Source organism: Comamonas sp. UBA7528, assembly GCF_002479375.1.
In the GTDB taxonomy this organism is placed as follows: Bacteria; Pseudomonadota; Gammaproteobacteria; order Burkholderiales; family Burkholderiaceae_C; genus Comamonas.
Genome location: NZ_DLMU01000002.1, coordinates 165,344 through 190,982, shown reverse-complemented (window position 1 = coordinate 190,982; position 25,639 = coordinate 165,344). Strand labels below are relative to the sequence as shown.

The following is a 25,639-nucleotide window of genomic DNA, read 5'->3' as shown; positions in this document are numbered from 1 at the left end:
TGGCCGCGCAACACCCCTGGCACCGGCCGCCCATCCGGCTTTCTGTGTATGGAAAACCGCATTTGGGTAAATATTTGATGCAGCGCAGCAAAAACACTTGCGCGAAATCCGACACTGCATAAAATTCAGTCATGCTGCAGCGCAACATAAATTCTTGAAGCCCGCAGTTGTGACGCAACTGGCCAGCGTATGGCCACCCAACCTGGAGAACCACAATGTCCCTGACCGCTGACCAAATCCTGAGCGCACAAAAAGCCAACCTGGAAACCCTGTTTGGCCTGACCTCCAAGGCCTTCGAAGGCGTGGAAAAGCTGGTGGAGCTGAATGTGACGGCCACCCGCGCCGCCCTGAACGAGGCCGCCAGCCACACCCAATCCCTGCTGAGCGTGAAGGACGCGCAAGAGCTGCTGCAGTTGCAAGCCAACCTGTTCCAGCCCCTGGCCGAAAAGACCGCCGCCTACAACCGCCACCTGTACAACATCGCTTCGGCCACCAGCGGCGAATTCTCCAAGACCTTTGAAGAAAAGGCTGCCGAGCTGCAAAAAAGCTTCTCCAGCCTGGTGGACAGCACCGCCAAGAACGCTCCCGCCGGTTCCGAAACCGCCGTGGCCGTGATGAAGAGCGCCGTGTCGGCCGCCACCAATGCCTTCGAAAGCATGCAAAAGGCCGTGAAGCAAGCTTCCGACATGACCGAAGCCAACATCAATGCAGTGGCCTCCACCGCCACCCAAGCCGCTACGGCCGCCAGCCGCAAGCGCTAAGCCCTGGACATGCCGACGCGATGGCCTTTGACAATCATCTAGGGATTACCCTATAATCGCGCCATCGCCTGGAGCACCACCGTGCTTCATGGCACCAGTTGTCTCCTTGGATCCTCTCGAAACCCCCGTTTCTTGGATCCTTTCAAACCCGGTCTTTGACCGGGTTTTTTTTTGCCTCGGCCAGGGCTTGCCGGTCGCACTGCTTGATCGCCCACAACAACTGCGGGCTTGTGGTTAAGAAAGATTCGCGTTCAGACTATCATGCGCCCTCATTTCCTTCTTTTGTTTTGCACTGAAAGTCCATCCATGCAGCACGCTTTGAAAGCCCTTGTTTCCGCTTGTGCCCTGGTCGTTGCCGGCCATGCGCTGGCCCAGGAGCAGGTGGTGAACCTGTATTCGGCCCGCCACTACAACACCGACGAAGAGCTGTACACCGGCTTCACCAAGGCCACGGGCATCAAGGTCAACCGCGTGGATTCCGACGATGCAGGCATCATTGCCCGCCTGAAGGCTGAAGGCGCCGCCTCACCCGCCGACGTGATCCTGATGGTCGACGCCGCGCGCCTGTACCGTGGCGAGAAGGACGGCCTGTTCCAGCCCATCCACTCGGCAGCGCTGAACAACGCCATCCCCGCCAACCTGCGCAGCAAGCCTGAAGCCGATGGCGGCATCAGCTGGTTCGGCTTCTCCACCCGCGCCCGGGTGGTGGTCTACAACAAGGCCAAGGTGCAGCCCGCCGACGTGGCCACCTACGAAGCGCTGTCCGACCCCAAGAACAAGGGCAAGATCTGCATCCGCTCCGGCTCCCACCCCTACAACCTGAGCATGTTCGGCGCCGTGACCGAGCACATGGGCGAGGCCAAGGCCGAAGCCTGGCTCAAGGGCATCAAGGACAACCTGGCCCGCGCCCCCAAGGGTGGTGACACCGACCAGATCAAGGCCGTGGCCGCTGGTGAATGCGATATCGCCGTGACCAACAGCTACTACCTGGCACGCCTGATGCGCTCGGCCAACCCGGCCGATGTGCAGGTCACCGAAAAGGTCGGTGTGGTGTTCCCCAACCAGGACAGCTACGGTACCCACATGAACATTGCCGGCGGTGCGGTGGCCAAGCACGCCAAGCACAAGGACAACGCCGTCAAATTCCTGGAATACCTGGCCAGCCCGGCCGCCCAGAACTACTTTGCCAACGGCAACAACGAATGGCCCACCGCCAAGGGCGTGGCCGTGGACAACCCCGCACTCAAGGCCATGACCCAGGGCAAGCCCTTCAAGAGCGAAACCATCCCGATCTCGGCCGTGGGCGCCAACATGGTCAAAGTGCAACAGATGCTGGACCGCGTCGGCTTCCAGTAAACCGCCCCTCCCTGTGCAATCCACCCGGCCCTGGCCGGGTTTTTTGTTGCATCCACGGGACAGGGCCGCACCCCATCACCCCGCATAATTGACGTATACGTCACATACCAACAGGAGACACCATGGACATTCAAGGCAAGGTTTTCATCGTCACCGGCGGCGCTTCAGGCCTGGGTGAAGGCACGGCCCGCATGCTGGCCGCCAAGGGCGGCACCGTTGTCATCGCCGACATGCAGCAGGAAAAAGGCGAAGCCGTGGCAGCAGACATTGGCGGCGCCTTTGTGCGCTGCGATGTCAGCAACGAAGCCGACGGCCAGGCCGTGGTGGCCAAGGCCGTGTCGCTGGGCAAGCTGATGGGCCTGGTCAACTGCGCGGGCATTGCCCCGGCCGAAAAGACCGTGGGCAAGAACGGGCCCCACAGCCTGGCGCTGTACCAGAAGGTGATCACGGTGAACCTGATCGGCAGCTTCAACATGATCCGCCTGGCCGCCGATGCCATGAGCAAGAACGAGCCGGAAAGCACCGGCGAGCGCGGCGTGCTGATCTCCACCGCCAGCGTGGCGGCCTACGACGGCCAGATCGGCCAGGCAGCCTATGCCGCGTCCAAGGGCGGCGTGGTCGGCATGACACTGCCCATTGCCCGTGATCTCGCACGCAACGGCATCCGCAACATGACGATTGCCCCCGGCATCTTTGGCACACCCATGCTGTTCGGCATGCCCCAGGAAGTGCAGGATGCGCTGGCTGCCGGCGTGCCCTTCCCCAGCCGCCTGGGCACGCCCCAGGACTACGCCAAGCTGGCCTGCCACATCCTGGAAAACGACATGCTCAACGGCGAGGTGATCCGCCTGGATGGCGCAATCCGCCTCGCTCCGCGCTGATTGACTGCCGCAGATCGGCACGGCAGCCGCTGCGTCTCCCCTGTCCTCCGGCCGATCTGGCTTTTGGTGACCGGAACCGTTCAAACCCATGCGGCAGGTGCTCAGGCCGTGACGGGGCACCCCTTCTGCACAGCAGGCACAAAAAAGCCAACCGGTCGGTTGGCTTTTTTGCAGCGTGCTTACCAAGCGCCTCACGGCTTCATGCTGGGCTGCGCCTCTTCCGGCGTGGCGGCGTGGTTGCGGCTCTGGAGCGCCGGGGCAAAACTCTTTTCCGGGTTCTGCAGCGTCTGGTTGATCTCGATGCCCTTGCGGTAGTAGTCCTCCTCGATCACCGGATCAGGACTGTGCACCGCAATCCAGAACGTGGTCAGGCCGGCAATCACCACGATGATCGGCCCAGCCAGCACCAGCCACACATGGCCAAACTTCCACCACGGCGCGGCGGATTTTTCAGGGCTGACTGCTTGTTGCGTTGTTGTCGTCATAGAACGTCTTTCTGGCGCCATGGAACGCCTGGGTCAAACTTCTCTGCGGTGCCCGGGCCCTTGGCCGCAGGCACCTGCACGGTTCAGCGGGGCACGATGAACACCGATTTCTCGCTCACCTTGCCCTGGCCGCTCACGGCATCGATATCGAAATACACCGGATGCGAACCCGCAGGCGCCGAGCCATACGGAATCTGCACCCGCACCGCCACGCCACGCGTTTCGGCGGGCAGCACCACCACCTCGGTTTCCGATGCTACCGCGATACCTTCCAGGCCATGGGCGCGTACCCGGTAGGTCTGCTCGGTCTCGGTCGCGTTCATCACCTGCAGGCGGAACACGTTCTCCAGCTTGCCGCCGGCGGCAATGCGCGCCAGCGATGCGCGGTCGCGGATCACATCCACCTTCAAAGGCTCGCGCAGCGACAGACTGACCACCATGGCCACGGCCAGCGCTATCAGCACGCCGGAATAGATCAGCACGCGCGGACGCAGCACACGGCGCAGGATCTGCGCATGCTTCCAGCCCTGTGCGACGCCATTTTGCGTGGTCAGGCGGATCAGACCGCGCGGGTAATGCATGTTGTCCATGATGCTGTTGCACGCATCGATGCACAGGCCGCAGCCTATGCATTCGTACTGCAGGCCGTCACGGATGTCGATCCCCACCGGGCACACCTGCACGCAGAGCTTGCAGTCGATGCAGTCGCCCAGGCCCTGGGCCTTGTAGTCCACATTCTTCTTGCGCGGGCCGCGGTTCTCGCCGCGCACCGGGTCGTAGCTGACGATCAGCGTGTCCTTGTCGAACATGGCGCTCTGGAAACGCGCATAGGGGCACATGTACTTGCACACCTGCTCACGCATATACCCGGCATTGCCATAGGTGGCAAAGCCATAGAACAGCACCCAGAAGATCTGCCAGCCGCCTTGCAGCGCCAGCAGTTCCACGCCCAGCTCGCGGATGGGCACGAAGTAGCCCACAAAGGTGAAGCCCGTCCACACGGACAGGACGATCCACAGCAGCTGCTTGGTGGATTTCTTCCAGATCTTCTCGAACGTCCAGCCCCCCTGGTCCAGGCGGATGCGCGCGCTGCGCTCGCCTTCGACCTTCTGCTCGATCCACATGAAGATTTCGGTGTACACGGTTTGCGGGCAGCTGAAGCCACACCACAGTCGCCCTGCAACGGCCGTGAACAGAAAAAGCGCCAGGGCGCAGATGATCAGCAGACCCGCCAGGTAGATGAAATCCTGCGGGTACAACACCAGGCCGAACAGATAGAAGCGCCGCGCGCCCAGATCGAACAGCACCATCTGGCGCTGCCCCCACTCCAGCCATGGCAGGCCGTAGAAGATGATCTGCGTGAGGAACACCAGGGCCCAGCGCCAGCGCATGAAGAGGCCGCTGATGGAGCGGGGGTAGACACGTTTGTGCGCCTCATAGAAGCTGCGGGGCTGCTCTGCAGCCTGGATGGGGATGACCTTCTTGGGGGCCTTATCCTCTTTGATCGAAGTCATGGGGCAACTCTCATTCTCAATTCGCCAATGAAAAAAGGCGGCACTCGCGTGCCGCCTCGTTCATCGAGGATCAGTTTGCCGATCCCTGTTTGTGCGAGAAATTCCACACATAGGCGGTCAACACATTGACCTGGGCCGGTGTCAGCTTGCCTTCCTGGGCAGGCATCTGGTTCATCTTGCCGTTGGTGACCATGTCCACAATGGCTTGTTCACCCCAGCCATGCAGCCAGACGTCATCGGTCAGGTTGGGCGCACCCAGCATGGTGTTGCCCTTGCCGTCCATGCCGTGGCAGGCTGCGCAGGTGGTGAACTTGGACTTGCCCAGCGAAGCCTTCACGGAATCGTGGGGGCTGCCCGACAGGCTCAGCACATAGTGGGCCAGGTTGCGCACGTCTTCCGGCGAACCCACCGCCTCGGCCTGGGGCGGCATCATGCCGATACGGCCCTTGGCAATGGTTTCGTGGATGCGGTCAGGGGTGCCACCGTGCAGCCAGTCACCATCGGTGAGGTTGGGGAAGGACTTGCCGCCGCGTGCGTCAGAGCCGTGGCACTGGGCGCAGTTGTTCATGAACAGGCGCTCGCCAATGGCCATGGCCTGGCTGTCCTTGGCAATGTCCTCGGTCGACATGGCCGTGAAGCGCGCATACAGCGGCTCCAGATCGGCCTTGGCCTTCTCGACTTCCTTGTCATAGGCGCCGGTCTGGCTCCATTGCAGCTTGCCGGTGTACGAACCCAGGCCGGGGTACATCGCCAGGTACATCAGGCTGAAGACCACGGTGATGATGAACAGCCACATCCACCAACGGGGCATGGGGTTGTTCAGCTCACGCAGGTCTTCGTCCCAGACGTGGCCGGTGGTGTTGTCTTCGTCCGACACCACCTTCTTACGGGCCGTGACAAACAGCAGGATCAGGCAGGCCAGGATGCCCACCATGGTGATGCCTGAGACGTATACCGACCAGAAATTGTTTACGAAATCGCTCATGGGATGTTCTCGTTCTGGTGGAGAAATCAGTCTTGATCAAATGGCAGCATGGCCGCCTCTTCGAATCGGGTCTGGTTGCGGCGGGCATAAGCCCACCACCAGATGCCCACGAAACACGCCAGCGATGCCAGCGTGGCCACGATGCGCATGGTGGTGATATCCATGACCCTCTCCCCTTACTTCAGTGCGGTGCCCAGACCTTGCAGATAGGCGATCACAGCCTCCATCTCGGTCTTGCCCTTGACTTGTTCCTCGGCACCAGCGATTTCCTCGTCGGTGTATGGCACGCCCACCGTGCGCAGTGCGCTCATGCGCTGTGCCACCACGGTATGGTCCACCGCGCTGGTGGCCAGCCACGAGTACGCAGGCATGTTGGACTCGGGCACCACGTCACGCGGGTTGTTCAAGTGGATGCGATGCCATTCATCGCTGTACTTGCCGCCCACGCGGTGCAGGTCGGGACCGGTACGCTTGGAGCCCCACTGGAAGGGGTGGTCGTACACGAACTCGCCTGCCACCGAGTAGTGGCCGTAGCGCATGGTTTCAGCGCGGAAGGGACGGATCATCTGCGAGTGGCAGTTGTAGCAACCTTCGCGCAGATAGACGTCACGGCCCATCAGTTGCAGCGGCGCGTAAGGCTTGACACCTTGCACGGCTTCCGTCGTGGACTTCTGGAAGAACAGCGGCACGATTTCCACCAGGCCACCCACCGCCACCACCAGCAGGATCAGGACGATCATGAGGAAGTTGCTGGTTTCCACCTTCTCGTGGGAAAAGCCCTTGTTATTAGATGCAGACATATTGGCTCCTCAAGATCAGGCGTGTGCGGGGTTCACGGCCACCACGGGCACCTTGACGGCACGGCCCGAGATCGCAGTCATCCAGACGTTCCATGCCATCACCAGCATGCCGGCCAGGTACAGCAGACCACCCACCACACGGATCACGTAGAAGGGATAGGTCGCCTTCACGCTTTCCACGAAGGTGTAGGTCAGGGTGCCGTCGGGATTGACAGCGCGCCACATCAGACCTTGCATCACACCGGCAATCCACATCGCAGCGATGTACAGCACGATGCCGATGGTGGCCATCCAGAAGTGCAGCTCGATGGCAGGCACGGAGTGCATCTTTTCGCGGCCGAACAGGCGCGGCACCAGGTAGTACAGCGAGCCCATGGTGATCAGACCCACCCAGCCCAGGGCACCGGAGTGCACGTGGCCCACGGTCCAGTCGGTGTAATGCGACAGGGCATTCACAGTCTTGATGGCCATCATCGGGCCTTCGAAGGTGGACATGCCGTAGAACGACAGGGACACGATCAGGAAGCGCAGGATGGGGTCGTCACGCAGCTTGTGCCAGGCGCCCGACAGGGTCATCACACCGTTGATCATGCCGCCCCAGCTGGGAGCCAGCAGGATCAGCGAGAACAGCATGCCCACGGACTGGGTCCAGTCAGGCAGCGCGGTGTAGTGCAGATGGTGAGGACCCGCCCACATGTAGGTGAAGATCAGGGCCCAGAAGTGCACGATCGACAGGCGATACGAGTACACGGGACGACCTGCCTGCTTGGGCACGAAGTAGTACATCATGCCCAGGAAACCTGCGGTCAGGAAGAAGCCCACGGCATTGTGACCGTACCACCATTGCACCATGGCGTCTTGCACACCGGCGTAAGCCGAGTAGCTCTTGAGCAGGCCGGCCGGGATGGCGGCGCTGTTCACGATGTGCAGCAGGGCCACGGCGATGATGAAGGCGCCGAAGAACCAGTTGGCCACATAGATGTGCTTGACCTTGCGAATGCCGATGGTGCCAAAGAACACCACGGCGTAGGCCACCCACACCACTGCGATCAGGATGTCGATGGGCCACTCCAGCTCGGCATATTCCTTGCCGGAGGTGTAGCCCAGCGGCAGCGTGATGGCGGCCAGCAGGATCACCAACTGCCAACCCCAGAAGGTGAAGGCTGCCAGTTTGGGCAGAAACAGCTTCGTGTGGCAGGTTCGCTGCACCACGTAGTAGCTGGTCGCGAACAGCGCACAGCCACCAAACGCAAAAATCACCGCATTGGTATGCAGTGGTCGCAAACGGCCGAAACTCAGCCAGGGAATACCGAAGTTGAGTTCGGGCCAGGCCAGCTGGGACGCGACAAGCACGCCCACTGCCATACCAACCACCCCCCATACCACGGCCATGATTGAAAACTGCCGAACAACTGTATCGTCGTAATGGACAGCATTAGTTTTTAGAGAATCCATCGGGTACCTCTTAATTAGCACTGAAAGTGTTCACCGTTTCGCGTTTTGGTGTGTTGACGATCATCAATCGTCACGAAGAATGCGCTCCCCTTCTTGCTCCACGCTCTCAAACTGACCGCGGTACACCGCCCACCACAGGGCCGCCAGAATCGCCAGCACCAGTGCCACCGAGAGAGGAATGAGTAAATACAGAATGTCCATCAACGGACTCCAAGAAGCGGGGGCGCAGCCGGCGCAGCCACAGCACGCTGTGCACTTTCAGCCACTGCATCCGAGGTATGCAAAACAGGTAATTGCCGGGTCAGGCGCGCCGCATTGAGCACCACCAGCAGCGAGCTCAGCGCCATGCCCAGCCCAGCCAGCCAGGCCGGCATCCAGCCCATCACCGCCAGGGGAATGCTCAGCGCGTTGTAGCCGGCGGCCCACAACAGGTTCTGGCGCACGATGCGCAGCGTCTTGCGCGCCAGCAGCGTGGTCTGGGCAATCAGGCCCAGGTCATCGCCCAGCACCACAAAATCCGAGCGGGACTGCGCCAGCGGCACGGAGCGGCCAAAGGCAAAGGACACATGGGCACCTGCCAGCACCGGGCCATCGTTCAGGCCGTCCCCCACCATGGCCACATGCCGGCCCTGGGCCTGCAACGCCCGCAGGGCATCCAGCTTGTCTTCCGGCGAGCACTCTCCTTGCACATGGGCAATGCCGGCGGCGCGTGCCATCTGCTGCACGGCCGCATCGCGGTCGCCGGAAAGCAGGTGGATCTCCATGCCAGCCTGCGCCAGCGCGGTCACAGTGGCCTGCGCTTCAGGGCGCAGACCTTCGCTCAACTCCACAAAACCCCAGGGCTGCAGGGCAGCGTCCCCCTGCTCTGCGGCCAGATACACGCACTGGCGGCCATCCTGGGGCTGGCCCTGGCCTGCAAACGCCCAGGACCCCAGGCGCAGCGTATGCACCACGCCCTGCGGGTTCTGCAACCGCGCACGCATGCCTGCGCCGGCCACTTCCTGCGCCTCCAGCAAGGTCCAGCCCGGCGCATCCGCCGCCTGTTCGCGCGCCGCCTGCACCACGGCCCGCGACACCGGGTGCACCGACTGCGCGCCCACCAGGGCGGCCAGCGCCAGCACAGGTGCAGATGCCTGCCCGGCAGCGGGTTGGACCTGCAGCACGTGCATGCCGTCCTGCGTCAAGGTGCCGGTCTTGTCAAAGACCAGTGTATCGGCCTCGGCCAGGGTTTCCAGGGCCTGCAGATTGCGCACCAGCACCCCGTGGCGCGCCAGGCTGCCCGCTGCCGACAGCATGGCCACCGGCGTCGCCAGGGACAGTGCGCAGGGACAGGTCACGATCAGAATGGCCACCGCCACCATCATGGCGTGGCCCGGATCGCTGGGCCACCAGTACACGCCGGCGGCCAGTGCCGCCAGCATCACTACCACCAGGAACGGCTTGGCCACACGGTCCGCAAGCTGTGCCAGGCGCGGCTTCTGCGAGGCCGCGCTTTCCATCAGCTCCACGATCTGGGCAAAGCGGGTCTGCGCACCCACCATGTCAACCGCCACTTCGACCGGGCCACCCAGGTTGAAACTGCCGGCCGTCACCGTATCGCCCACCACCTTGCGCACGGCCGTGGACTCCCCGGTCAGCAGTGCTTCATCCGCATGGGTCTGGCCTTGCACCAGCTGCCCGTCGGCGGGGAAAGCCTCGCCAGCCAGCACCCGCACCACATCGCCGGCCTTCAGTCGGCGCACCGTCACGCGCTCCCAGCCGCCATCGGGCAGACGGCGCTCCACGCTGTCGGGCAGGCGGTTCATCACCGCTTCCAGCGCACCGGCCGTCTTGTCGCGCAGGCGCAGCTCCAGCCAGCGGCCGGACAGCAGGAAGAACACGAACATGGTCAGCGAGTCGTAATAGACCTCTTTGCCGAACGGCCCCGCCGGATCGAACGTGCCCATGGAGCTGACGACAAAGGTGATCAACATGCCCAGCGCCACCGGCAGGTCCATGCTGATGCTGCGCGTGCGCAGATCGCGCCACGCACTGCGAAAGAAAGGTCCGCAGGCAAACAGCACCACGGGAATCGAGATCACCCACGAAGCCCAGCGCAGCAGGGTTTCCATCTCCAAGGTCAGATCGCCCGGCTTGGCGTCATAGGCCGGCCATGCGTACATCATCACCTGCATCATGCAAAAGCCGGCCACCAGCCAGCGCCACAGCGCACGGCGGTTTTCGGCCTGGCGCAGCTCGCGCGCATGGGCGTCGCGCGCAGGCAACACCCCATAGCCCGCTTTCTGGATGGCGGCCATCCATTGCGAAGGGCGTACCAGAGAGGGGTTCCACTGCACCTTCGCGCGGTGGGTGGAGCCGCTGACATCGGCCCGTTGCACGCCAGGCACGGTGCGCAAGGCTTCCTCGATGGTCAGCGCGCAGGTGGCGCAGTGCATGCCGCCCAGCACCACGTTCGATTCCCAGAGGGGAACCTGCAGCGGATCGGCAACGTCGGCCTGCGCAGCGGGCGCACCTGCAGGGCGCCCGAACGAGCCCCACTCCAGCGGATCATCGAGCAGGGCGATGTTGCCGGGGACCTCCAGGCGGCCTGAATCAAGCACGGTCCGCTCCATTGCCTGCGATGGATTCAGGGTTTCGTGGGACATGGTTCAAGCGTAATGGGCGCGATGATAAGCGTATTGATGTGCATCAAGACCACCCTTGGCGATCGCTCTAAGCTTTGACCTGTCCACTTGCCATTAAGGAGATAACTCATGTACGAACGCATTTTGGTGGCCACCGACGGCTCCCCCCTTTCCGACAAAGCTGTCGCCAACGCCCTGTCGCTGGCCAAGCTCTGCGGTGCCTCGCTGGTGGCCTTGAAAGTGGTTCCCCGCTATCCGCGCAGCTATCTGGAAGGCGGTGTCACCGTGGACAACGCCGAAATCAAGCGCATCGAGGCGCAGTGGGCCGAGCAGGCGCAGGCCATGCTGGACAAGGTCAAGGCCGAAGGCAAAGCCGTGGGCGTGACGGTCAAGACCAGCATTGCCAAGTCCGACCTCGTGGCCGAAGCCATCATGTCGGCAGCCACCAAGCAAAAAGCCGACCTGATCGTGATGGCCTCGCACGGCCGCAAGGGCCTCAAGCGCCTGCTGCTGGGCAGCGAAACGCAGCATGTTCTCACGCACTCGCAGATCCCCGTGCTGGTGCTGCGCTAAGGCGCAGACCCCTGCTGGGTCGCTAATGCGGTCTTAATGTGACAAAGGGGCCGCATGCGGCCCCTTTGGTGCTTGTTTATTGCCTGCTTCGTGCTGGTTGTTCGGTGCTTGCTTTGCGGCAGCGGCAGGCCGCAGCGATGCCACCACATCCTCTGCACAACGTGCACCACACCCGGTCAGAACTGCGGTTTGCGCTTTTCCAGAAAGGCGTGAATACCTTCGCGGTGTTCCGCATCATCGGCATAGGCATAGGGCTGCACCACCGCCGGTACCCCGCCCTGGGCAAGGCTGCGCATCGCCTGCTTGTTCAGGCGCGCCGCCAGTGGCGACAAGGCCGCCACCTTCTCGGCCGTTGCCTGCACCACGGCGTCCAGCTGCTCCGCAGCCACCACCGGCCCCAGAAAACCGTGCTGCGCCATCTCGGCGGCAGAAAACACGGCCGCTTCCAGCAGCATGCGGCGCGCCACCATGCTGCCCACTTCCCGCCCCACCAGCTCCAGTTCGCGGGGCGCCATTGGAAAGCCCAGCCTGGCAATCGGTGCGCCGAATTTGGCGTCCTCGGTCGCCACGCGCAGATCGCAGCAGCTGGAGATTTCCACCCCAGCGCCCATGCAGGCGCCGCGGATCGCGGCCACCACCGGCACCGGGCAGTCCAGCAAGGCCTGCAGCCCACCCCAGACTTCGCCTTCGTGGAAATGCGTCAGCTGCGCCTCGTCAAAGCGAAAGCCCGGGTACTCGGCGATATCGCCGCCGGCGCAAAAAGCCGCGCCCTCCCCTTGCACCACCAGGCAGCGCACATCGCTGCGGGCATTCACGGCCTGCAGGGTCTCGCGCAGTGCCACCCACATGGCGCGCGACATGGCATTGAGCTTGCCCGGGTGGTCGATGCCCACACGCCAGATGCCGGCATGCTGCGGCTGCGCGCTCCAGGGGCGCAGCGTGATCTGTCCTGTCATGGTGGTACTTTCGGTATCTCAGGGCCGCGCCGCAGCGCCAGTCTCGCGCACAATGCGCGCCCAATGCTTCATCTCATCCTGGAGAAACTGTTTGAACTCCGGGCCGTACAGCCCCGGCCAGGTGGCCCCCATGGCCCGCCACTCCTTCTGCACCGCGGGCGCCACCGCCATGCTGCGGAACACCTCGATAGCCCGCGCCTGCACGGATGCCGGAGTGGCCCTGGGGGCAAAAATGCCGTACCAGGGCATGGACTGGAAATCGTCCAGGCCCAGTTCGTGGGCCGTGGGCACATCGGGCAGCAGCGGCGAACGCTGCGGGCCGGTGACAAACACCGCCCGCAGCCGGTCCGCCTGCAGGTGCGGCAGAGCCGACGCCAGGCCGTCCAGCATCAGCTCCACATTGCCTTGCGCCACATCCAGCATGGCAGGCCCCGAGCCCTTGTAGGGCACATGCTCGAGCAAGGCACCGGTCTCGAGCTTGAACCATTCACCGGCCACATGGTTGGAGGTACCAATGCCGGCCGACGCATAGCGATAGCGCTGGGGCTTGCGCCGCAGCTCGGCCAGCAGCTCGGGCCAGGTGCGCACATTGAGCCGGCGCGGACTGACCAGCAGCACCAGCGGCATCTGGGCCACCAGCGCCAGCGGCGCGAAATCCTCGTACAGATCCACGTCCAGCTGCAACTGCACGGCGCGGGAGGCCAGCATGCTGACGCCGCCCATCAGCAGGTGCGAACCATCGGCCGGGGCTTTGGCCACGTAGGTGGCGCCGGCCGTGCCGCCGCCGCCGCCACGGTATTCCAGGCGCATGGGCTGGCCCGTCTCCCGGGCAAACTGGCGCGCCATGGTCTTGCCCAGCAGAGAAGAATTGCCGCCGGCCGGAAATGGCACGGTCAGCTCCACCTCCTGCTGCGGCCAGCGGCCCACAGCAGGCGGCAGCGGCGCGGTTTTTTGCGCCCACGCCGGGGCGACGGTACCGATGCCTGCGGCGCCCAGTGCTCCCAGCAGCTGTCGACGCAGGCGATCTAGCTCAGGCATGCATCCACCCCATCGTCATTTACCCTTGCACAGAGATTCCATCTCGGCCGACACCGGCAGCTTGCCCTGGGCCAGCAGGGCGCGGTGCTTGTCCAGGCGCTTGAGGTCGTACAGGTAGTTGACCATCAAGCCGAACGCCTGCTTCATGCCCTTGGTCGATGGATCGCCGCCCCAGTTCAAGCGCTCCACCCGGGCGCCGTTGCCCAGGTGAAAGCGTGCCACCGGGTCCAGCGGACGGCTGTCCTTGACCTCCTTGGCCAGGTACTGCGCCGCACACCAGGCCAGCGCCTTGCGCAGCACGGTGTCTTCCTTCCACTCCAGCGCACCGTCGGCTGCGGCGATCAGATCGGCCACCTTGACAGGGGCCTGCGTCTTGAGCGCCTTGGCCACTTCCTGGTGGCGCTTGTCGTCCCACTGCGCCAGCAGCGCATCGCCCTGCTTGGACAACCAGCCACGCAGGCCGGGAATAGGCGAGAGCGTGGCGAAATGCTTCAGCTTGGGGAACTCCGCCAGCAAGGTCTCGACCACATGCTTGATCAGCGAATTGCCAAAGCTCACGCCGCGCAGACCGGTCTGGGTGTTGCTGATGGAATAAAAGATGGCCGTGGTGGCCTTGGCCAGATCCACCGGTGCGGCATGCTCGTCCAGCAATGGCGTGATGCTGGCGGCCATGTGGTCCAGCAGCGCCACTTCCACAAAGATCAGCGGCTCGTTGGGCATCCGCGGATGGAAGAAACCGTAGCAGCGGCGATCGCTGTCCAGGCGGTTCTTCAGGTCGGCCCAGCTGCGGATGTCGTGCACGGCCTCGTACTGGATCAGCTTTTCCAGCAGCGAAGCGGGCGAATCCCAGCTCAGGCGGCGCAGCTCCAGAAACGCCACATCGAACCAGGTGGAAAACAGGTATTCCAGCTCGGCGTCCAGGGCGGCAAAGCGCTTGTCACTCTTGGGCAAGGCCAGCAGCTCGGCACGCAGGTCCACCAGAAAGCGCATGCCGCCTTCGGGCACAGAAAAACGCTGCAGCACCCGCGTGCGCGCCGACACCAGCGCCTTGCGCAAGGCAATCTCGGCCTGGCCTTGCTCGGTGGGGGTCTTGGCTTTTTCGTATTGTGCGCGGGCCGCTTCGATGCGCTGGGCATCCGGGCCAAACAGTTCACACAGCAGCAGCCACAGGTCCTGGCGCTGCGCAGGGGTGACCTGTGCGTACCAGGCCATCACTTCTTTGGCATGGCGTGCACCTTCCACCTCGCTGACCTGCTCGTCGGCCGCAGCACGCAGGTCTTCCAGCAATTTGCGCAGCACATGGGGAGGATTGGCTTCGGCACCACGGCGCAGCGTGGCTTTAAGGCGCTGCGCCAGCGGACGGACGGTGTCGGCACCTGCTTCGGTAGCCGGGGGCGATTTGCGCAGCAAGGACATGCTGCGCGAGAACCATTCGGAAGCAACGTTCATGGAGGCGATCCTGCGAGGCATTGGCTGTAGCGCACCACCACCGCTTTTGCATGCGGGGCAATGCACGTATCCATTATGGGTGGCAGATCGGCAGCGTAGCGGTCACTTCGGAGGCAAGTCCGCAACACTACCTACGCCGTCATCACTACCACAACCATAGCATCTTACGCAGGAACAGAGCGCCTCAGAAACAAATTAGGCAACAAATTGTCGCCAAGCGGTCACAGCTTCTGCGGCAGCGGCTGGGTGCGCTCCGACCAGAGCCACAGCGCCACGCCAGCCACGATCATCGGCACGCACAGCCATTGGCCCATGCTCATGCCCAGCGACAGCAGACCCAGGTAGTCATCGGGCTCGCGGAAGTACTCGGCAATGAAGCGGAAAGCACCATAGCCCAGCAGGAACACCGCGGCCACCTGCCCCTGGCGTCGTTCCTTGCGTGCATACAGCCACAGCAGCACAAACAGCAGCAGGCCCTCCAGCAGGAACTGGTAGATCTGCGAAGGGTGGCGCGGCTGCATGGAGCCGCTTTGCGGGAACACCATGGCCCAGGCCAGCTCCGGGCTGGCAAAGCGGCCCCACAGCTCGCCATTGATGAAATTACCCAGGCGCCCGGCCGCCAGCCCTGTGGGCACGCAGGGCGCCACAAAATCGGCCACCTGCAGCCAGTGGCGCTTGCGCGAATGGGCAAACCACAGCATGGCCCCCACCACCCCCAGCAGACCGCCGTGGAAGCTCATCCCACCTTCCCACACCGCAAAAACCTGCAGCGGGTTGGCCAGGTAAAAGCCGGGCTTGTAGAACAGGCAGTAGCCCAGACGCCCGCCCACGATCACCCCCAGAACGCCCAGGAACAGGATGTCTTCCACATCCTTGCGCGACCAGGCGGTCTCGCCCTGCATGCGGTTGAAGGGCGGGTGGCGCAGGCGGCGCGTGCCCAGCCACAAAAACAGCCCGAAGGCAGCCAGGTAGGTCAGGCCATACCAGTGGATGGCCAGCGGCCCCAGTTGCAGGGCCACGGGATTGATCTGGGGATACATCAGCATGGCGGCCATTGTGCCGCAGCGCTGTAACCCCACGGGCCACACCCCGCACTGCCCGCAGGCGGCAACGGCTCGATGGAAAAAAATGGCAGCGATGGGCACAGATTGGCAGAAAAGGTGGGAAGCATGTCCTTGCGGCCACCGGCCAGGCACCGCACACTGCCGCCATGCCTGCCCACACCAACGCCCCGGTCCTGCCCGCTACCGACAGCCACCAGGTGCTGTGCCTGCTCTACCCGGGCGTGATGAGCCTGGATGTGACCGGCCCCATGCAGGTGTTTGCCACGGCCAATGACGAACGCGCCCGCCACGGCCTGCCGCCCCACTACCGGCTGGTGTTTGCGGCCCAGGCTGCGGGCCCGGTGGCCACCTCGTCCGGGCTGCGGCTGAATGCCGACTGCGGCTGGCGCGATGTGCCGCTGCACCCTGCCACCACCGTGCTGGTCCCGGGCGGGGACGGGGCCGACGCGGCCGCCGCCGACCGTGCGCTGCGCGACTGGCTGCGCCATGCCGCCACGCAGGTGCAGCGCCTGGGCTCGGTCTGCTCCGGAGCGCTGGTCCTGGCCCATGCCGGCCTGCTGGACGGCGTGCACGCCACCACACACTGGCTGCGCATGGCCCAGTTGCGCCAGTGCAGCCCGGCCAGCCAGATCGACAGCGACTGCCTGCACACCTACCACCCGGCACACCCGGTCCAGTCGCGGCGCTTCACCTCGGCCGGCGTCACCGCCGGCATCGACCTGGCGCTGGCCCTGGTGGAGGCCGATCTGGGCCGCCCTCTGGCGCTGGCCGTGGCACGCCACCTGGTGATGTTCATGCGCCGCCCTGGCGGACAGGCCCAGTTCAGCCCCCTGTTGACCCCCGAGACGCAGCACGCCCCCCGACTGACCCAGCTGCTGGAATGGATTCCCAGCCAGATCGCCCAGGACCTGACAGTGGAACAGCTGGCCGCCCAGGCCTGCCTGCCACCGCGCACGCTGGCACGTGTGTTCCAGCGCGAGCTGGGCACCACCCCCGCCCGCTATGTGGAACGCGTGCGGCTGGAAGCCGCCACGGCCCTGCTCAGCCAGCGCCAGGCCTCTGTGGCCACCGTGGCACGGCTGTGCGGATTTGGCCACCCGGAGACGCTGCGTCGCAGCTTTCAGCGCCACCTGGCCATCAGCCCGCAGGCGTTTGCCGAACGCTTTGGCGCGGGCTGAGCACCCTTTCGCTCCACAGCCCTTTCCTCCTGTGCGATGGCGGCAGTCCCCGGACTGCCGGGCTGCTGCATCCCTGCTTTTCCCTGTTTCTGGAGACTGTTCCATGTTGCTGCCCTACCGCTATCCCAGTCTGGCCGTGCTGAGCACCGCCCAGGCCTTGTACTGGAGCTGCTCCATCATCGGTATCACCCTGACCGGTCTGGTGGGCCAGCAGTTGGCCCCCTGGCCGCTGCTGGCCACCTTGCCCCTGGCCCTGCTGGTGACCGGCAGCCTGTTGACGGTGGGGCCGATGGCCCGCTGGATGGCCCGGCATGGCCCGCGCCAGGGTCTGCAGCGCGGTGCGCTGCTGGGGGTGGCGGGCGGCCTGGTCTGCACCGCCAGCATCCACTTGCACAGCTTTGTGCTGCTCAACCTGGGCGTGCTGCTGGTGGGCGCCTACCAGGCATCGGCCGGCTACTACCGTTTTGCGGCATTGGAAGGGGTAGACCCGGCCCACAAAGGGCGTGCAGCCGCATGGGTGGTGGCCGGCGGCATTGCAGCAGCCCTGCTGGCCCCAACGCTGGCCTTGCACAGCCGCCACCTGCTGGCCACGCCGCTGGCAGGCGCCTACCTGGTGCTGGCCTTGCTGGCCGCCACAGCCTGGGCAGTGCTGCAGTGCGTTCCCGTCTCCCGCACACCACCCCCATCTGCTGCACCGGCGGCTGCGGCGGCAACGCAGACTGCGGCCACGTCCATGGAACATGCAGCCATCGCCACCCGCCGCACACTGTGGCAACGCCCCGCCATCCGCCAGGCCCTGCTGCTGACGGCGTGTGCCCACGGGCTGATGATTCTGGTGATGAATGCCACGCCGCTGGCCATGCATGGCCACGGCCATGGGCTGGAGGCTTCGGCCCACGTCATCCAGTGGCATGTACTGGGCATGTTCGTGCCATCGCTGTGGGCCGGCGCGGCGCTGGACCGCTGGGGAGCCCGCCGCGTGGCAGGCCTGGGCGTGGCACTGCTCGCAGCCAGCGCCCTCTGTGCGCTGACCGGCGAATCGCAGCCGCAGTACCTGGCCAGCTCCTTGTTGCTGGGTGCAGGCTGGAACCTGCTGCTGCTGGCCGGCACCACCTTGCTGACCCAGGCTTACCGGCCCGAGGAACGCAGCGTGGCCCAGCCGATGATGGAATGGACCAACAGCGCCGTGGCGGCGAGCATGTCGCTGGCATCGGGCGTGCTGGTGCAGACCCTGGGCTGGCAGGCGGTCAACTGGGCCATGCTGCCAGTGCTGTGCGCCATGGCCTGGTGGCTGCGCCCTGGGGCACTGCCGATGGCGGCCATGCGCACCCCGTGATCTCCACGCCAGTACAAGCCCACAGCCCATCCCCAATGCGAATGCGAGTGCTTAGCGCCCGCATACAGAACGGATTTGCGCGGGAATTCTCCTGCACCGATTTGGGAAAGCCTTGCAGACGCCGGATACTTGGTCCATTACCACTCTCACAGAAGAACAATATGCAAGGCCATCCCGAAGTCATTGACTGCCTGAAAGAACTGCTGCGCGGCGAGCTGGCAGCACGCGACCAGTACTTCATCCACTCCCGCCAATACGAAGACCAGGGCTTCCAGCGCCTGTTTGCCCGCATCGGCCACGAGATGGAAGAAGAGACCATGCATGCCGACGCCATCCTGCGCCGCATCCTGTTCCTGGGTGGCAAGCCCGACATGCGCCCCCACGCTTTCGAGGCGGGCGACACCGTGGAAGCCATGCTGCGCAAGGACCTGGCCGTCGAGTACCAGGTGCGCAACAACCTGCGTGCCGCCATGGCCCTGTGCGAACGCCACGCCGACTACCAGACCCGCGACCTGCTGCTGGCCCAGCTGAAGGACACGGAAGAGGACCATGCTTACTGGCTGGAAAAGCAGCTGGGTCTGATCGAACGTGTCGGACTGCCCAACTACCTGCAAAGCCAGATGGGCGAAGTGGCCTGACGCCAGGACACCGCGGGCTCCACCCGATGGCACGCCTGCAAAAAGCTCCCGGATCGGGAGCTTTTTTTATCGCTGCAGATCCGGTTCAAGCCGCTCTGGATGGCGCGGCCGCTGCAGCACCCGCAGATGGCGCGGTACCACGGAACACCGCTTACTGGGCGGCGTCCATCACCCGCTCCTGCTGCACCAGCTTGCGCACCACGGCAGTGGTCTGCACCACCATCTGCTGCAGCTGGGCAGGTGTTCCCCCCAGAGGATGCACACCCAGCTGGGCCAGCCGGGCGCGCAAGGTGGGTTGCTGCAGCGCCGCATTGGCCGCGGCATTCAGGCGGGCTACCACCGGCTGCGGCGTGCCGGCCGGCACCACCAGGCCAAACCAGGTGATGGCCAGGCTGTTGAGTTCAGGATAGCCCAGTTCGGCCAGGGTCGGCACCTGCGGCAGTGCAGGCACGCGCGCCTCGGCGGCCACCGCAAATGGCTGCAGCAAGCCGTTCTGGAGATGGGGGGCCGACGACGGGTACTGATCGCTCAGCATTTGCGTTTCCCCGCTCAGAACGCTTTGCACCACCGGCCCCATGCCTTTGTAGGGAATGTGGCGCAGCTGCAGGCCCAGGTCGCGGTTGAAGGCCGCCAGAATCAGATGTCCCACGGAACCCACGCCCGATGAGCCCACCGCCCAGCGGTCGCCCTGGGCCTTGGCCGCGCGCACAAAGCTGCTGAAGTCCCTGACCCCCAGCTCGGGCCGGACCGAGAACACCGACGCAATCGATGCCAGCGGCAGCACCGGCGCCAGGTCCTTCAGCGGATCGACCCGCACTTGCGGCAGCACCACCGGGTTCACCGCCAGGGTACTGATGGAGCCCAGGCCCACGGTATAACCGTCTGGTGCCGCACGGGCCACGGCCTCGGCCCCCACCATGCCACCCGCACCGGCCTTGTTTTCCACCACCACGCTCTGCCCCAGCGGCACATGCATGGCCTCGGCCACCAGGCGGGCCACGATGTCGGTCGAGCCGCCCGGAGCAAACGGGACCACCAGCTTGACCGGCCGCTGCGGATAGGCCGGCTGCGCAGCCGTCTGTGCAAAAGCCCCGCCCGGCACCGCACACCCCACCATGCCCAACACCCCGGCCACCACGGCCTGGCGTCTGTTTCTGCTCCACCCACTGCTCACCACAACTCCTTGGCGCAACGCTGCGCGCAGTCCATTATCGATGTCCCGCTGGTGACATATTTCCATGGCAGCCCATACCCAGACTGCCGCCCATGGAAAGCCATGGGCCCTGTTCCGGATCCGGCTCACCTGCCTTCCACACACCCCGACCCTTGGGGCCACGCGATCGGCGGCGCAGCACCGTGGTGGAACCGTTGCGCAGACCACCCAGGAGTCCCTGGCCACACACAGCCGGCCGGCGGTACGCACAGAAACCCATGGATGCCTGGACTTGCGGTACGGAAAAACCGGGCCGCAGTTGCCGCACCTTCCGGATACCGGAAAGCAGGCAGGTCAGCCGGAGTGGACGGCGGGCACACCGGCGGCCACGCCGATGTGCCCGCCGGTGCGGACCGGCAGCCGGCGGTCAACCGGCCCCACCCGATGCCAAGAAAACCGCGCCCGCCCTGCTGCGCGATACGGCTGCACTCCATCCAGGGCCGCAAGGCGACATGCTTGCCAGATACTGACGGGCGCTTCAACTGGCGTAAAGCCTGCAAAAAGGCGCCGCAGCAGCGCTAGCATGGCGGCACTTGTCATCTGGAGTGAATTATGCGTTTCCCCCCTGGCGTACGGTCGCGGCGGTTGGTGCCCTGGCTCGCGCTTGCTGCGGCCATCCTGCTGGCGGTCGCTGCAGCATGGTGGTGGCAGGGGCACCGCCAGACCGGTTCTGGCGGCACGGGAGCTTCCGCACCGGCAGACCCTGGCCGCAGCGGCGCCCGAGGCAGTGCGAACCGAAACGGTGGGGGAGCCACCGCCCAGCCCGTGTCCGTTGGCGAGGTGGACCGACGCGATGTGCGCGTCCTCATCAGCGCCATTGGCACCTTGAATGCCCGGGCCACCGCCGTGGTGCGTGCCAAGGTCTCGGGCGAACTGCAAAAGCTGCACTTCAAGGAAGGCGACGAAGTCAAGGCGGGCCAGTTGCTGGCCGATATCGATCCGCGCAGCTTCCAGGCAGCCCTGGGCCAGGTCCAGGGGGCATTGCAGCGCGACCAGGCACAGCTCAAGAATGCCCAGCTGGATCTGCAGCGCTACCAGGCACTGCTCGCCCAGGATTCGATTGCCAGCCAGCAGGTCGATACCCAGGCCGCACTGGTACGCCAGCTGCAAGGCACGGTGGCGGCAGACCAGGGGCAGGTGGACGCCGCCAGACTGCAGCTCAGCTACACCAAGGTGACAGCCCCCATTGCGGGCCGGCTGGGTCTGCGCCAGGCGGACCTGGGCAATGTGGTGAACCCGTCGGACGCCAATGGGTTGGTCACCATCACCCAGGTGCGGCCGATTGACGCCGTGTTTGCCATCCCCGAGGCCCATGTCAACACCCTGGCACCGCAACTGGCCCAAGGCGCCGAACTGCCAGTCGAGCTGTGGGATCGAGAGCAAAAGCAGCTGCTGGGCAAAGGCCGCCTGAATGCGCTGGACAACGCCATCGACACCACCACTGGCACCGTCAAGGCCAAGGCAGCGTTCGCCAATGCTGCAGGCAGCCTGTTTGCCAACCAGTTCGTCAATGTCCGGCTGCAGGTCAATCGACTGGAACAGGTGCTGACCGTGCCTGCCACGGCCGTGCAGAACAACTATGTGTATCTGGTGCAGGCCGACCACACGGTCACACAGCGCAAGATCAAGGTCGGCGTGACCGATGGCGATCGCGTCAGTGTGCAAGGAGAGTTGCAGCCGGGCGACCAGGTGGTCACCGATGGCATCGACCGCCTGCGCGAGGGCGCACCGGTCACGGTGATTGCCGCGGGCAAGGTGCAGCAGGTCGACCAGGCCGTGCAGGACGCCGCCAGCCAGCCGCGCAGCATGCGCAATCTGACGCCCGCACAGCGCGAACAGGTTGCCAAGATGAGCCCCGACGAGCGCAAGGCCTTCTTCCAGAAGCTGCGGGCCGAGCGGGCGGGCAACGCTGCAAATGGCAGTGCCGGTGCCGCAGGATCGGCGCCCGCCGGGCAGCCCGGCGCCGCCGCGCCATCGGGACCGTCCGGCACGGGCGCGGGCAACGCGGCGGCCGGCGCCAGCGGTGGCCGTTGACACGGTCGTATGTGAACGGACCCGTACCAGACACACACGCCACCAGCGTCTTCGGTCACCATGAATCTCTCCCGCCTCTTCATTCTGCGGCCCATTGCCACCTCGCTCCTGATGGTGGCGGTGCTGATCTCCGGCATCCTGGCCTACCGGCTGCTGCCCATCTCGGCCCTGCCGGAGGTGGATTACCCCACCATCCAGGTCACCACCCTCTACCCCGGCGCAAGCCCGGACGTAATGACGTCCAACGTCACAGCGCCGCTGGAGCGCCAGTTCGGTCAGATGCCGGGGCTGGACCAGATGTCGTCCACCAGCTCCGGGGGCGCATCCGTCATCAATCTGCGCTTCTCGCTGGACATGTCCATGGACGTGGCCGAGCAACAGGTGCAGGCCGCCATCAATGCCGGGGCCAATCTGCTGCCCAGCGATCTGCCCATGCCCCCGCTCTACAGCAAGGTCAACCCGGCCGATGCGCCGGTGCTGACGCTGGCCATCACCTCGCCTTCGCTGCCGGTGATCCGTGTCAACGACCTGGTGGAAAACCGTCTGGCGCCCAAGCTGTCCCAGGTCAAGGGTGTGGGCCTGGTAGCCATCGCCGGCGGGCGCCGGCCGGCCGTGCGCATCCAGGCCAACCCGACGGCCCTGGCCAGCTATGGCATGACGCTGGACGATGTGCGCACCGCCATCGCAGCGGCCAACGTCAAGGCCGCCAAGGGCGGATTCGATGGTCCCTACCGCGCCTCCACCATCGACGCCAACGACCAGCTGCAGTCCGCCTCCGAGTACCGCAATCTGCTGATCGCCTTCAAGAACGGCAACCCCATCCGCCTGGCCGATGTGGCGCAGACGGTGGACGACGCAGAGAACACGCGCCTGGCCGCCTGGGCCGGCACGCCGGCACAGGGTGCCAGCGCGGCGGTGATCCTCAACATCCGCCGCCAGCCGGGGGCGAACGTGATCGACACGGTGGACGCCATCAAGGCCTTGCTGCCCCAGCTGCAGGAAACGCTGCCGGCCTCGCTGGATGTGCACATCCTCACGGACCGCACGGTCACCATCCGGGCCTCGGTGGAGGACATGCAGTGGGAACTGGCGCTGTCCATCTCCCTGGTGGTGATGGTGATCTTTCTGTTCCTGCGCAGCGCCTCGGCCACGCTCATCCCCAGTGTGGCGGTACCGCTGTCGCTGATCGGCACCTTCGGCGTGATGTACCTGGCGGGCTTTTCCATCAACAACCTCACGCTGATGGCCCTGACCATCTCCACCGGCTTTGTGGTGGACGATGCCATCGTGATGATCGAGAACATCGCCCGTTTTGTGGAAAAGGGCGAGCCACCGATGCAGGCCGCGCTCAAGGGGGCCAAGCAAATCGGTTTCACCATCATCTCGCTGACGATCTCGCTGATCGCGGTGCTGATTCCGCTGCTGTTCATGGGCGACGTGGTCGGCCGTCTGTTCCATGAGTTCGCCATCACCATGGCGGTGGCCATCCTGATCTCGGCAGTGGTCTCGCTCACGCTGACGCCCATGCTGTGCGCACGGCTGCTGCGCCACCAGCCGCAGGCCGAAGCCGACAATGCGCCCCTCCCTGCGCGCACTGCCTGGGGCCGCACGGCAGACGCCGTGGCCCGGTGGTTCGATGGCGTCATCGTCGGCTACGGGCGCTGGCTGGACTGGGTGCTGGACCACCGTGCCCTGACATGGCTGGTCTTTCTGGCCACGCTGGCGATCACAGTGTTACTGTACTTTGCCGTGCCCAAGGGCTTCTTTCCCGACCAGGACACCGGCACCATTGCGGCCACCACCGAAGCCGACCAGTCCATCTCGTTTGCAGCCATGGCCGAGCGCCAGCAGGCCCTGGCCGCACAGCTGCTGAAAGATCCCGCCGTGCAAAGCGTGTCCTCCTTCATCGGCGTGGATGGCAGCAACACCACGCTCAATACCGGGCGCATCCAGATCGACCTGGTGGCCCATGGCCAGCGCGACACCATGGCCACTGTGCTGCGGCGCCTCAGCGATGCGGCTGCCCAGGTGCCCGGCATCCGCCTGTACGCCCAGCCGGTGCAGGACCTGACGATCGAAGACCGGCAGGCACGCACCCAGTACCAGCTTCTGCTGTCCTCGCCGGATATGCCGCAGTTGGAAACCAGCACCCAGGCCCTGGTGGAGCGGCTGCGCCAGTTGCCGCAGCTGCTGGATGTGGGCAGCGACCTGCAAAACCAGGGGCGCCAGGCCTACGTGGAAATCGACCGCGCCCAGGCCAGCCGGCTGGGGGTGACCGTTGCAGCCGTGGACACGGCGCTCTACAACGCCTTCGGCCAGCGGCTGATCTCCACCATCTTCACCCAGTCCAACCAGTACCGGGTGGTGCTGGAAGTGGCGCCCCAGTTCAAGCTGGGCCCGGAGGCGCTGCAGTCCATCCATGTGGCCTCCAGTGCCGGCAAGCCGGTGCCGCTGACTTCGGTGACCACGGTGCGCGAGCGGCCCATGGCCCTGGCCGTCAACCACGTCGGCCAGTTGCCGGCGGCCACCATTTCCTTCAATACCGCGCCCGGCGTGTCGCTGGGCCATGCGGTGGAGGCTGCGCAGCAGGAAATCCAGTCCCTGCGCGACCGCGGCCAGCTGCCGCTGTCGGTGGACGCGCAATTCCAGGGGGCGGCCCTGGCCTTCCAGGCCTCGCTGTCCAATACGCTGCTGCTGGTGCTGGCGGCCGTGGTGACCATGTACATCGTGCTGGGCGTGCTGTATGAGAGCACCATCCACCCCATCACCATCCTGTCCACCTTGCCGTCGGCGGGGGTGGGGGCACTGCTGGCCCTGCTGCTGGCCGGGCTGGACCTGGACATCATCGCCATCATTGGCATCGTGCTGCTGATCGGCATCGTCAAGAAGAACGCCATCATGATGATCGACTTCGCGCTGGAGGCCCAGCGCGAGGGCGGCATGGGCGCGCGGGCCGCCATCCACCAGGCCTGTCTGCTGCGCTTCCGGCCGATTCTGATGACCACCCTGGCGGCCCTGCTGGGCGCACTGCCACTGATGATCGGCACCGGAGTGGGCAGCGAACTGCGCCACCCCCTGGGGGTCACGCTGGTGGGCGGGCTGCTGCTCAGCCAGCTGCTGACGCTGTTCACCACGCCGGTGATCTACCTGACGTTCGAGGGCTGGGCCGAGCGCTGGCGCGTGCGCCATGGCCTGCCGGCGGTCCAGCAACTGCCGCGCAGCGAAGCCGATGTGCAGGAGGACGGCCATGCCTGATCCTCGCCGCCCGCCGTTTACGCCGTGTCGGCCCTGCCAGGTGT

At 65.0% G+C, this 25,639-nt stretch carries 22 protein-coding genes; 9 read left to right on the top strand and 13 right to left on the bottom strand.

Annotated elements, in window-relative coordinates; all coding sequences use genetic code 11:
• Positions 1-215 precede the first annotated feature (215 nt).
• The 3 genes from phaP (at position 216) to B3349_RS02720 (ending at position 2,998) form a co-directional block, all read left to right on the top strand.
• A complete protein-coding gene (gene phaP, locus B3349_RS02730; RefSeq protein ID WP_066535441.1) occupies positions 216-761 on the top strand; it encodes a phasin family protein in 546 nt (181 codons plus the stop codon).
• A gap of 306 nt (positions 762-1,067) precedes the next feature.
• Entirely contained in the window at positions 1,068-2,117 is a 1,050-nt protein-coding gene (locus tag B3349_RS02725) for an extracellular solute-binding protein (protein WP_291586224.1), read from the top strand.
• 122 nt (positions 2,118-2,239) lie between these two features.
• Complete coding sequence (locus B3349_RS02720; RefSeq protein ID WP_066535453.1) at positions 2,240-2,998, top strand: 3-hydroxyacyl-CoA dehydrogenase; 759 nt, start codon at positions 2,240-2,242, stop codon at positions 2,996-2,998.
• Between the two features lie 191 nt (positions 2,999-3,189).
• Here the strand turns inward: B3349_RS02720 and B3349_RS02715 are convergent, their stop codons facing one another.
• From B3349_RS02715 to B3349_RS02680, 8 genes are all read right to left on the bottom strand, one after another.
• Complete coding sequence (locus tag B3349_RS02715; RefSeq protein WP_283338755.1) at positions 3,190-3,483, bottom strand: FixH family protein; 294 nt, start codon at positions 3,481-3,483, stop codon at positions 3,190-3,192.
• Between the two features lie 83 nt (positions 3,484-3,566).
• Entirely contained in the window at positions 3,567-4,997 is a 1,431-nt protein-coding gene (gene ccoG / locus B3349_RS02710; RefSeq protein ID WP_291586219.1) for a cytochrome c oxidase accessory protein CcoG, read from the bottom strand.
• 70 nt (positions 4,998-5,067) lie between these two features.
• Positions 5,068-5,982 carry a cytochrome-c oxidase, cbb3-type subunit III gene (gene ccoP, locus B3349_RS02705; RefSeq protein ID WP_279999233.1) on the bottom strand — a complete coding sequence of 305 codons (915 nt, stop codon included), beginning with the start codon at positions 5,980-5,982 and terminating at the stop codon, positions 5,068-5,070.
• 26 nt (positions 5,983-6,008) lie between these two features.
• On the bottom strand, positions 6,009-6,146 hold the full coding sequence (locus B3349_RS02700) for a cbb3-type cytochrome oxidase subunit 3 (RefSeq protein ID WP_066535464.1): 138 nt from the start codon (positions 6,144-6,146) through the stop codon (positions 6,009-6,011).
• 12 nt (positions 6,147-6,158) lie between these two features.
• The gene (ccoO, locus tag B3349_RS02695; protein ID WP_218333890.1) at positions 6,159-6,782 is read right to left on the bottom strand and encodes a cytochrome-c oxidase, cbb3-type subunit II; all 624 of its coding nucleotides are present in this window, start codon (positions 6,780-6,782) and stop codon (positions 6,159-6,161) included.
• 15 nt (positions 6,783-6,797) lie between these two features.
• Positions 6,798-8,237 carry a cytochrome-c oxidase, cbb3-type subunit I gene (gene ccoN / locus B3349_RS02690; RefSeq protein ID WP_066535472.1) on the bottom strand — a complete coding sequence of 480 codons (1,440 nt, stop codon included), beginning with the start codon at positions 8,235-8,237 and terminating at the stop codon, positions 6,798-6,800.
• A gap of 63 nt (positions 8,238-8,300) precedes the next feature.
• Positions 8,301-8,438, bottom strand: a complete 138-nt coding sequence (ccoS, locus tag B3349_RS02685) for a cbb3-type cytochrome oxidase assembly protein CcoS (protein WP_066535475.1) — start codon at positions 8,436-8,438, stop codon at positions 8,301-8,303.
• Entirely contained in the window at positions 8,438-10,882 is a 2,445-nt protein-coding gene (locus B3349_RS02680) for a heavy metal translocating P-type ATPase (RefSeq protein ID WP_414646841.1), read from the bottom strand. Before B3349_RS02680 ends, ccoS begins: the two co-directional genes overlap by 1 nt.
• 108 nt (positions 10,883-10,990) lie before the next feature.
• Between B3349_RS02680 and B3349_RS02675 the strand changes: the two genes are divergently transcribed.
• Positions 10,991-11,434: a universal stress protein gene (locus tag B3349_RS02675; protein ID WP_066535476.1), complete on the top strand. Its 444-nt coding sequence runs from the start codon at positions 10,991-10,993 to the stop codon at positions 11,432-11,434.
• Between the two features lie 176 nt (positions 11,435-11,610).
• Here B3349_RS02675 and B3349_RS02670 read toward each other — a convergent pair whose 3' ends face one another.
• From B3349_RS02670 to lgt, 4 genes are all read right to left on the bottom strand, one after another.
• The gene (locus B3349_RS02670) at positions 11,611-12,390 is read right to left on the bottom strand and encodes an enoyl-CoA hydratase/isomerase family protein (RefSeq protein ID WP_291586211.1); all 780 of its coding nucleotides are present in this window, start codon (positions 12,388-12,390) and stop codon (positions 11,611-11,613) included.
• A gap of 18 nt (positions 12,391-12,408) precedes the next feature.
• On the bottom strand, positions 12,409-13,428 hold the full coding sequence (locus B3349_RS02665) for a Bug family tripartite tricarboxylate transporter substrate binding protein (protein ID WP_291586210.1): 1,020 nt from the start codon (positions 13,426-13,428) through the stop codon (positions 12,409-12,411).
• Between the two features lie 15 nt (positions 13,429-13,443).
• Positions 13,444-14,877 (bottom strand): malonyl-CoA decarboxylase, encoded by a 1,434-nt coding sequence (locus tag B3349_RS02660; protein WP_291586209.1) that lies wholly within the window; start codon positions 14,875-14,877, stop codon positions 13,444-13,446.
• 221 nt (positions 14,878-15,098) lie between these two features.
• Positions 15,099-15,932 carry a prolipoprotein diacylglyceryl transferase gene (gene lgt / locus B3349_RS02655; protein ID WP_291586208.1) on the bottom strand — a complete coding sequence of 278 codons (834 nt, stop codon included), beginning with the start codon at positions 15,930-15,932 and terminating at the stop codon, positions 15,099-15,101.
• Between the two features lie 155 nt (positions 15,933-16,087).
• On the opposite strand from lgt, the gene B3349_RS02650 reads away from it, so the two are divergent.
• The 3 genes from B3349_RS02650 (at position 16,088) to bfr (ending at position 19,093) form a co-directional block, all read left to right on the top strand.
• Positions 16,088-17,119 carry a GlxA family transcriptional regulator gene (locus B3349_RS02650; RefSeq protein WP_291586207.1) on the top strand — a complete coding sequence of 344 codons (1,032 nt, stop codon included), beginning with the start codon at positions 16,088-16,090 and terminating at the stop codon, positions 17,117-17,119.
• A 103-nt stretch (positions 17,120-17,222) separates the two neighbouring features.
• Positions 17,223-18,455: an MFS transporter gene (locus tag B3349_RS02645; RefSeq protein WP_291586206.1), complete on the top strand. Its 1,233-nt coding sequence runs from the start codon at positions 17,223-17,225 to the stop codon at positions 18,453-18,455.
• 161 nt (positions 18,456-18,616) lie between these two features.
• A complete protein-coding gene (bfr, locus tag B3349_RS02640; protein WP_291586205.1) occupies positions 18,617-19,093 on the top strand; it encodes a bacterioferritin in 477 nt (158 codons plus the stop codon).
• Positions 19,094-19,244: 151 nt separating this feature from the next.
• Here the strand turns inward: bfr and B3349_RS02635 are convergent, their stop codons facing one another.
• The gene (locus B3349_RS02635) at positions 19,245-20,267 is read right to left on the bottom strand and encodes a Bug family tripartite tricarboxylate transporter substrate binding protein (protein WP_291586203.1); all 1,023 of its coding nucleotides are present in this window, start codon (positions 20,265-20,267) and stop codon (positions 19,245-19,247) included.
• 591 nt (positions 20,268-20,858) lie between these two features.
• On the opposite strand from B3349_RS02635, the gene B3349_RS02630 reads away from it, so the two are divergent.
• Together B3349_RS02630 and B3349_RS02625 are read left to right on the top strand one after the other, a co-directional pair.
• Complete coding sequence (locus B3349_RS02630; protein ID WP_291586202.1) at positions 20,859-22,340, top strand: efflux RND transporter periplasmic adaptor subunit; 1,482 nt, start codon at positions 20,859-20,861, stop codon at positions 22,338-22,340.
• Between the two features lie 60 nt (positions 22,341-22,400).
• Entirely contained in the window at positions 22,401-25,595 is a 3,195-nt protein-coding gene (locus B3349_RS02625; RefSeq protein ID WP_291586200.1) for a multidrug efflux RND transporter permease subunit, read from the top strand.
• Positions 25,596-25,639 lie beyond the last annotated feature (44 nt).